Annotated in this window: 12 protein-coding genes and 1 tRNA gene; 5 read left to right on the forward strand and 8 right to left on the reverse strand. The window is 51.2% G+C overall.

Annotated elements, in window-relative coordinates:
- Positions 1 to 11 precede the first annotated feature (11 nt).
- From FFS28_RS20260 to csgB, 4 genes are all read right to left on the reverse strand, one after another.
- Complete coding sequence (locus FFS28_RS20260; RefSeq protein ID WP_006174634.1) at positions 12 to 332, reverse strand: YmdA family protein; 321 nt, start codon at positions 330 to 332, stop codon at positions 12 to 14.
- A 173-nt stretch (positions 333 to 505) separates the two neighbouring features.
- Positions 506 to 829: a curli assembly chaperone CsgC gene (csgC, locus tag FFS28_RS20265; protein ID WP_058609166.1), complete on the reverse strand. Its 324-nt coding sequence runs from the start codon at positions 827 to 829 to the stop codon at positions 506 to 508.
- 60 nt (positions 830 to 889) lie between these two features.
- Positions 890 to 1339 carry a curli major subunit CsgA gene (csgA, locus tag FFS28_RS20270; protein ID WP_006174632.1) on the reverse strand — a complete coding sequence of 150 codons (450 nt, stop codon included), beginning with the start codon at positions 1337 to 1339 and terminating at the stop codon, positions 890 to 892.
- A 41-nt stretch (positions 1340 to 1380) separates the two neighbouring features.
- Positions 1381 to 1836 carry a curli minor subunit CsgB gene (csgB, locus tag FFS28_RS20275; protein ID WP_006174631.1) on the reverse strand — a complete coding sequence of 152 codons (456 nt, stop codon included), beginning with the start codon at positions 1834 to 1836 and terminating at the stop codon, positions 1381 to 1383.
- Positions 1837 to 2586: 750 nt separating this feature from the next.
- Here csgB and csgD point away from each other — a divergent pair.
- From csgD to csgG, 4 genes are read left to right on the forward strand one after another with little or no spacing between them, the layout of a single operon-like run.
- Positions 2587 to 3237 (forward strand): biofilm master transcriptional regulator CsgD, encoded by a 651-nt coding sequence (gene csgD, locus FFS28_RS20280; RefSeq protein ID WP_006174629.1) that lies wholly within the window; start codon positions 2587 to 2589, stop codon positions 3235 to 3237.
- Between the two features lie 4 nt (positions 3238 to 3241).
- Positions 3242 to 3631, forward strand: coding sequence for a curli production assembly/transport protein CsgE (csgE, locus tag FFS28_RS20285; protein WP_137903814.1), 390 nt, complete (start codon positions 3242 to 3244; stop codon positions 3629 to 3631).
- 23 nt (positions 3632 to 3654) lie between these two features.
- On the forward strand, positions 3655 to 4068 hold the full coding sequence (csgF, locus tag FFS28_RS20290; protein WP_042319506.1) for a curli production assembly/transport protein CsgF: 414 nt from the start codon (positions 3655 to 3657) through the stop codon (positions 4066 to 4068).
- Positions 4069 to 4094: 26 nt separating this feature from the next.
- The gene (gene csgG, locus FFS28_RS20295) at positions 4095 to 4928 is read left to right on the forward strand and encodes a curli production assembly/transport protein CsgG (RefSeq protein ID WP_137903815.1); all 834 of its coding nucleotides are present in this window, start codon (positions 4095 to 4097) and stop codon (positions 4926 to 4928) included.
- A 43-nt stretch (positions 4929 to 4971) separates the two neighbouring features.
- Here the strand turns inward: csgG and FFS28_RS20300 are convergent, their stop codons facing one another.
- The 4 genes from FFS28_RS20300 to ghrA form a co-directional block, all read right to left on the reverse strand.
- On the reverse strand, positions 4972 to 5454 hold the full coding sequence (locus FFS28_RS20300) for a DUF1097 domain-containing protein (RefSeq protein WP_137903816.1): 483 nt from the start codon (positions 5452 to 5454) through the stop codon (positions 4972 to 4974).
- Positions 5455 to 5550: 96 nt separating this feature from the next.
- The gene (locus tag FFS28_RS20305; protein ID WP_137903817.1) at positions 5551 to 6105 is read right to left on the reverse strand and encodes a TorD/DmsD family molecular chaperone; all 555 of its coding nucleotides are present in this window, start codon (positions 6103 to 6105) and stop codon (positions 5551 to 5553) included.
- A gap of 20 nt (positions 6106 to 6125) precedes the next feature.
- Positions 6126 to 6863, reverse strand: a complete 738-nt coding sequence (locus FFS28_RS20310) for a phosphatase (RefSeq protein ID WP_006174623.1) — start codon at positions 6861 to 6863, stop codon at positions 6126 to 6128.
- An 84-nt stretch (positions 6864 to 6947) separates the two neighbouring features.
- Positions 6948 to 7886: a glyoxylate/hydroxypyruvate reductase GhrA gene (gene ghrA / locus FFS28_RS20315; RefSeq protein ID WP_137903818.1), complete on the reverse strand. Its 939-nt coding sequence runs from the start codon at positions 7884 to 7886 to the stop codon at positions 6948 to 6950.
- Positions 7887 to 8118: 232 nt separating this feature from the next.
- On the opposite strand from ghrA, the gene FFS28_RS20320 reads away from it, so the two are divergent.
- Positions 8119 to 8206 (forward strand) — tRNA-Ser (locus FFS28_RS20320).
- The last annotated feature ends 168 nt before the right edge of the window (positions 8207 to 8374 follow it).

An 8374-nucleotide genomic window follows, 5' to 3' on the forward strand; every position in this document is an offset into this window, starting at 1 on the left:
GCAAGAAAGACTCAACGGTAGTCGAGTTCAACGACCGCTAATTTCTTCTCTGGATCCAGGTACTTCATGCTGACCTGCACCGTATTTGCAGACGTGTGATGTCCATCCAGGGCATCCTGATAACTGATGTGCGTTGTTTGCATCCGCCCGTTTTGAGGGCAGGTTAACGCAAATTTCTGATGTTGAGGGTTTACCACGCAAGGGTCTTCCACGATCTGCCCGCGGAAGTGGATCACGCCGCCCTGCGCCGTGGTGGCCGCCATCGCGGGAGTTAGCGCAGCGGTACAGATAAAAGCAATGCCAGAGATGAATCGGGAAATGGACGCAGCCATCGGTAGCTCCTCAATGATAAATCGTCCTTGAGGGGTTGATATGTTCCTTGGTACAGCCAAAACGTCACTCTGATCCCTTGCGGCCACGTAGCGCCGCTCTCATGATCATAGTAATAACTCCCGGGTGGCGCCATCTCACACAAATTATTGATTTGATGAATATTATGACGTCATCACTCAGAGGACGGCCAGCGTTGCGTTAAATGTAACGATTCGCCGTCGGAGACAGTCACTACAAGCGTTACCGAGTCGAGGGCGTGAATATTAACGCTCAGGCGTGAAAGATCTATCGGCTGATTGGCGGGAATATTTAAGGTATTTCGCTGCGTCGAGGTGCTGTTGCCCCCCAGTCCATGGCGGCTAAAATCAATATGTACCTGACAAAGACAGGCGTGCGTCAGGGTGACCTGCGGAATGATGGTGGTCATCTCGCCCTCTTGCGAGGTTTTGAAGGTAATTTGGCTGGAGAGCGCAGCAAGGAGGACTAAGGTATGCATGATGAACTCCCGAAAAAAAACAGGGCGCAGGCCCTGTTTTATGTCGAACTGAAGTTTGTCTTAATACTGATGCGCTGTCGCGTTGTTACCGAAGCCAACCTGCTGAACAGTCACAGTAGAGCCGGAAGCCGTTTGATCAACCGCCGCACCGTTACCACCACCAAACTGGCTCACGGTCATTGTGGAGTCTTTACCATTCCACTGATCGAGCGTTGCGCTGTTACCGAAACCGTTCTGGGTCAGGGTAATGGTGCTGTCATCGGAACCTTGTCCGACATCCGCGCCGTTACCGCCACCGCTCTGGCTGATGCTCAGGGAGGAATCCCGGGCGTCTGATTGCAGTGCAAGAGCTGAGTTACCGCCGCCGTACTGGTAAATGCTCAGGGTTGAATCAGGACCATTATTATTATGACCGCCACCATGACCCCAGCCGCCTTGATTAATAAGACCTGCCATAGCACTACCTGAAACGACGATTGCTGCAAGTGCTGCCACTTTGATAAATTTCATGGTAAACCCCCATCGGATTGATTAAAGTCGCCGCGAAACAGCTAGCGTTGAATAACGCGAATGGCCATTTGCGACTGTCTTTGCACTACAACTGCGGTTTTCTGCGTACCGTACTGCGTAATATTGGCTTTATTACCCGAGCCTTTCTGGATAATCATCGCCGTGTTACCAAATGCCCCTTGCGTAATACTCGCATCGTTCGAACTGCCACTCTGCGCGATATAGGCAAAGTTATAAGTCCCTGATTGATCAACTCTCGCTCGGTTTCCTGTCCCCTCCTGGGAGACAACAGACAGTAATTTAGAACCGCCCTGCCGAACCTGAGCGTCATTATTTACGCCCTGCTGACCAATAATGGCTGCCTGATTTAATGAGGAACGACTTAATTCATTCACCGCGAAGTTATATTCAGCATGTGCTAAATCTGAACCTGCCGCGGTGACAAACCCAGGCACTCCCAGTAATGTAAACATCATAAATAACGAGCTGTTTTTCATGTTGTCACCCTGGACCTGGCTATATATCAACAGTGATGTGACCTCGTGTTAACTCATTCATCATTTTGTTAACGCGTCGTTACGGTGATGAGTATGTCCGCCGAAACATTTTAAATATCTCACCCGCGCGGCTTATTTTTATTTAAGGCATCACCTCAAAGTATTAATTAAAGCCAAAAAGCGCTGCACTCAGATAACGTAAGCTTTAATTGCGCGTTTTCTTTCAGCCCTGCATACCGCTAGCAAAACAGCCACCGAGCCTTATCCGAGGCCTTTTTACCGCTTCGCTGAACACATTCCTGTTCACGTCGTGACACAAAGCGCGTTTTCTTAAGACGATTCCCATGGATTTTTATGGCGTAGATTTTTTTGGTGACTCATACCTTTACAGAAGAGAGAGGGAAAAAATATATCGTATTAAAATCATCGGTATACATTTATTTGTATGATTTTTAAAAACTGTCCACAATTATTTATCTGTACAACTTTCCTATCAAATCCCCGCAATTCCTCGCTTCGATTTTCACAAATTAATATTGATTTTTACATCTTGTTACACCATTAACACTTGCTTTAAAATTCGTAATAGCTAGATTGAAATCAGAAGTAAGCAATTCGTTTTATATTTACCTCCTGCTGGAGGTTATGGTCTGATTCTACACACAGCAGTGCAACATCTGTCAGTACTTCTGGTGCCCTCTTTTAATTAAGAGGGCAGCTGCCAGGTGTCCTAAAAAGTGGGGTTTCATCATGTTTAATGAAGTCCATAGTTTACAGGGTCATACATTACTGTTGATCACCAAGCCTTCTTTACAAGCGACTGCTTTATTACAGCATTTAAAGCAATCGCTTGCACTGAACGGAAAATTGCACAATATTCAACGCTCTTTTGATGATATTGCCTCAGGCAGCATTATTCTTCTCGATATGATGGAAGCAGATAAAAAGCTTATCCATTACTGGCAAGATAACTTAAGCAGGAAAAACAATAATATCCGCGTGCTGTTATTGAATACCCCTGATGAGTATCCGTTCAGAGACATTGAAAGCTGGCCGCATATCAATGGCGTTTTTTACGTCACTGAAGAGGAAGGCCGTGTCGTTGAAGGGCTGCAGGGGATATTGCGCGGTGAATGTTATTTTTCGCAGAAGCTTGCCAGCTATCTCATCACCCATTCCGGAAACTATCGCTACAACAGTTCAGAATCTGCCCTTCTTACTCACCGTGAGAAAGAGATCCTCAACAAGTTGCGCATAGGCGCCTCCAATATTGAAATCGCCCGTTCGTTATTTATCAGCGAAAATACGGTAAAGACGCATCTTTATAATCTTTTCAAGAAGATAGCCGTTAAAAACCGGACCCAGGCGGTGTCATGGGCAAACGATAACCTCAGGCGTTAATAACATGAAACGCACGTTGAGTTGGATTGCCGCAGCGGGCATTCTGCTCGCTGCCGGGAACCTCCAGGCCGTAGAGGTTGAAGTTCCCGGGCTGTTAACTGACCACACCGTCTCGTCCGTCGGGCACAATTTTTACCGTGCTTTTAGCGATAAATGGGACACGTCGTATCCTGGAAATATCACGATTAACGAACGGCCCAGTGCGCGATGGGGAAGCTGGATAACCATAACGGCCAATCAGGACGTTATTTACCAGACATTTTTATTTCCCACCAGAATAGACTTCGATAAAAACGTTGACTTAGCACTGGCACAAACTGAAGACGCTATTAATCGCCTGCAAATAGATAAAGCGCTATTAAGCACCCGCGATTTAGCAAAAGACGAATTCTAGTCACCCACTATTCGGAGGCTGTCATGCGTATTGCATATGCAGTGGTTTCGTTAATGCTTATTACACCTGTAAGCTGGGCCGGGAATATGACGTTCCAGTTTCGTAACCCTAACTTTGGTGGCAATCCTAACAACGGGGCGTTTCTGCTCAACGAAGCTCAGGCTCAAAACTCGTACAAAGACCCCAGCTATGAGGACTACAGCGTTGATACGCCCTCCGCGCTGGACAACTTCACCCAGGCGATTCAATCACAGATTTTAGGCGGCTTACTCACCAATATTAATACCGGAAAACCCGGGCGAATGGTGACGAATGACTTTATTGTCGATATTGCCAATAAAGACGGGCAGCTTCAGCTCAACGTGACGGATCGTAAAACGGGGAAAACATCCACCATTCAGGTGTCCGGTTTACAAAATAACGCCGCTGATTTCTAAACAACCACGAAATAAGGACAACGACCATGCAGCGCTTCCTGTTAATTGTTGCAGTGTGCTTATTAAGCGGATGTTTAACTGCTCCGCCAAAAGAAGGTGCAAAACCGACATTAATGCCTCGGGCCCAGAGCTACCGTGATTTAACGCATCTTCCGTCGCCTACCGGAAAAATATTTGTCTCGGTTTACAATATTCAGGATGAAACGGGACAGTTTAAGCCTTATCCGGCCAGTAACTTCTCTACGGCTGTGCCACAAAGCGCCACCGCGATGCTGGTCACCGCTCTGAAGGATTCACGCTGGTTTATTCCGCTGGAACGTCAGGGGCTACAGAACCTGCTGAACGAGCGTAAAATCATTCGTGCCGCACAGGAAAATGGCACCGTGGCGAATAACAACCGTATGCCGCTGCAATCGCTGGCGGCGGCCAACGTCATGATCGAAGGCTCGATAATCGGTTATGAAAGCAACGTTAAATCCGGCGGCGTGGGTGCGCGGTACTTCGGTATCGGGGCAGATACCCAGTATCAACTTGATCAAATAGCGGTGAACCTGCGCGTGGTCAATGTCAGCACCGGGGAGGTGCTGTCGTCGGTCACCACCAGCAAAACCATCCTCTCGTATGAGGTGCAGGCTGGGGTGTTCCGCTTCATCGACTACCAGCGCTTGCTTGAGGGTGAAATTGGCTATACCTCTAACGAACCGGTGATGATGTGTCTGATGTCCGCCATCGAAACGGGGGTCATCTTCCTGATTAACGACGGGATCGACCGCGGGCTGTGGGATCTGCAGAACAAGGCCGAAGCCAAAAACCCGGTTCTGGTAAAATACCGCGAAATGACCGTTCCGCCGGAATCCTGATCCGACGCGCATAAAAAAGGCGAGAACGTTATCTCGCCTTTTTTTATTCACTGAGTGCCGTGGCGTTTTGCGTTCGCTCCCGCCGGGCAGCCAGCCAGAGGCCGCTGTTTTTCATCGCATAACCAAACAGTAAGCCCAGCAGCAGCGATGGCACCACCAGCTTCCAGTCACCCTGCCCTGCAAAAGTTGCGCAGGCGCCCATAAAGGTACCCGGGACAAACGACAGCAGAAGATGTTTCGCCTGAATGCACATCAAAAAGGCGACCACGCCCGTCATGACATACCCCAGAATCTCGAGGTGCGGTGCCAGCGCACTGCCCTTCATGATCACCATCGCCCAGACAACGCCGCTCATCAGCGTACAGCCAGAGATAAACAGCCCCTTCAGGCCGCCCTGAGGGCAGGCGAAATAGGCAGTGCAGCCCAGGAAACCGGCCCAGCTCAGCAAACCAAGAGACACGGCCACCCATCCCCACAGCCCGGAGAGAATGCCTGTTGTAAGTGCAATGCAGAGTAATATGTTCATGGCGCGCATATTAGCAGAAGCGCGCCATGAAAATGCGATCATGAGCACATTATGTGCAAGCTGAAATGTATCGTTGCAGAACTTATGTGATTCAGATCACTCTTCGTTCTCTTCTTCCAGTTCATCCCACATCGCGGCAATAGCGTCACGGGTCAGCGGGGCCAGTGTTCGCCAGAACGGAGACGTCGCGTGCGCTTCCACTTTACCGAGGAAGGTGCCACACCACGGCAGCAGGTATTCTTCAAACAGGGTCTGGATGGCGTCATTCTCATCGTCGCCCGCATGATCTTCAATCCAGGAGGCCGCCAGCAGCAGCGTCCCGATGTGGTCGGCCGGGGTATCCGTCAGCGGCATACCGCGCTCGGATAAAAAGGCGCGCACTTCCGCTTCCGTTGCGCCTTCCTGCCACGCAGAGCGATACGGCGAAACGCGACACTCGTCGCCCACAAACAGGGCATTGTAGTCGGTTGAAATCTGCTGCATATCGCAGCTTTTCTGCAGCCGCTCCAGTAACGCATCCTGTTCCAGCGGCCAGTTCTGCGCCAGCTTCCCTTCACGAATCAGCGTGAAGAGCGGAACCAGCAGCGGATCCTGCGGCTGACGATAATAGAGCGTACCCAGCACGCGGCAGAGGATGGAAAACTCATTCATTTTTTTATTCCGTTACGTAATTAAAGGTCGACAAATTCATCGATCGGCGCCATTCCGCGCGATTCCAGAAAATCAAGCATGCGGCGCGGGGTGACGTTCAGGATCCGCTCCTCCGGGAACCCAACGTCATTCAGCACCTTCAGGCACTCGCTGAAATCGCCGAGGGTAAACGCCGTGTGTGAATCGGATCCCAGGGCTACCATGCCGCCAGCATCCCGTACCGCCGCAGCAATGTTGCGGCAGTTAGCTTCACTTCCCTTGCGGGAGTGAACGAAAGAGGAGTTGTTTATCTCCAGCGCCACGCGGTGTTTCGCCGCAGCCTGCGCAACCGCCTCGATATCAACAGGGTACTTCGGGTTTCCCGGATGGCTGATGATATGCACATTGCCGCTGGCAATGGTGGCAATCATCGCCGCGGTGTTGGTCTCTTTGTCCTGCGGCGCAAAAACCGGCTCATGGAAGCCGGCAATAATTAAATCCAGCGAGGTCAGCATCGGGCCGGTGCAGTCAATTTCACCGTCGGTATTCTTAATGTTCGCTTCGATGCCGCGCAGTATCCCGACGCCATCCACCAGGCGTGGCCAGATACGCATATTCACAAAGTGCCAGTAGTGCGGTGCATCAGCCATATCAGGACCGTGATCGGTAATGGCAAACAGCTTGATACCTTTACGCTTTGCTTGCGCGATGTAGTCATGAAGGGTGCTGTAGGCGTGAGTGCTGGCGACGGTGTGCATATGCAGGTCAACGGGATACATCTTTCTCTCCTCGGCTATTTTTTCAAAGGATAGCAGTTATCAGCGGCGAATATTAGCAAAAACCCGGCTAACGCCGGGTTACTATCAGTATCCACGCTGTCTGTCGACCTGCCCGGTGACGGTTTTTCCTTTTTCAATCTCGCTGATGGTGTGAGAAATGTACGCCACGGCTTCGGCAGGCCGCGTGACCGCCGCGATGTGCGGCGTCATCGCCACCCGCGGATGCGCCCACAGCGGGCTTTCTTCTGGCAACGGTTCACGGCTGTAGACATCGAGCATTGCACCTTTAAGCTTACCGCTGTCCAGAGCTTTAATCAGGTCGGCTTCCACAAGGTGAACGCCGCGCGCGAGGTTCATGACGTAGCTCTGGTCTGCCAGCTGGTTCAGCAGCTCGCCGTTGATGATGCCCACGGTTTCAGCAGTATTTGGCAACAGGTTTATCAACACGCGGGTGTCTTTCAGGAACGCTGGCAGCTCCTGTATTCCTGCAAAGCTGACAACGCCCGGATAATCTTTGCGACTGCGGCTCCAGCAGCGCAGCGGGAACCCCCACGGGGCAAGGGCTTCGGCCACTTTCGATCCCAGTACGCCCGCCCCGAGAAGACCAATCGTGAAGGTCTCGCGGGGATACTCAGGCAGCGGCTCCCAGCGGGCCTGCTGTTTCAACGCCTGATAGTCATCAAAACGGCGGAACCAGTGCAGCACCTGGCTAACTGCATACTCCTGCATTTGCTGACCCATGCCGGTGTCTTCCAGGCGGAACAGCGGAACATGTTCCGGCAGCATTTCCGGGTGGGCTTTCAGTTTACTGAGGATCGAATCCACGCCAGCGCCCAGGGCAAATACGGCTTTCAGCTCGCGGCCCTGCAGCATTTCTACCGGCGGGTGCCAGACCAGCGCATAGTCAGCATGGTCGTTATCGCCGCGTTTCCACTCACGTACCCGTGCGCCCGGCAGCGCCGCTGAAAGTGCTTTAATCCAGTAAGCCGTATCAAAAGTGGGGTGATAGAAAATAATATCCATAGTCATTCCTGCCTTTTATTGCGCTGTTTTATTTTCATTTTCAACTGGATTGCCAGCATAACAAATTTCATCGTCATCCGCGTTGCTGATAAAAAAGACGGTTTCCGTGCATTTAGGAATCAGGTTGCCTGAAGTTTGTCTAAACACACGACATTACTGAAAAAGTGAGTTGACGGCAGTTCGGCTTTTCCTTACATTAGCGCCCGTCCCGACAACAACGGGATGACAATATGGTGAGGTGTCCGAGTGGCTGAAGGAGCACGCCTGGAAAGTGTGTATACGGCAACGTATCGGGGGTTCGAATCCCCCCCTCACCGCCATATTTAATGAAGAGCTCGTACGAAAGTACGGGCTTTTTTTTCGCATGTCGCACACCACCGGGGGGATGAGAACGCCCGACCGGGGTTCGACAACGGGCGACAGCCCGTTGGACAGACTGGGCGCGCAGCGAACAGGCTGCCCGCAGGGCGAGCGCAGCGAGTCAATCC

The organism is Enterobacter sp. 2VL (assembly GCF_005503595.1).
In the GTDB taxonomy this organism is placed as follows: Bacteria; Pseudomonadota; Gammaproteobacteria; order Enterobacterales; family Enterobacteriaceae; genus Enterobacter; species Enterobacter cancerogenus.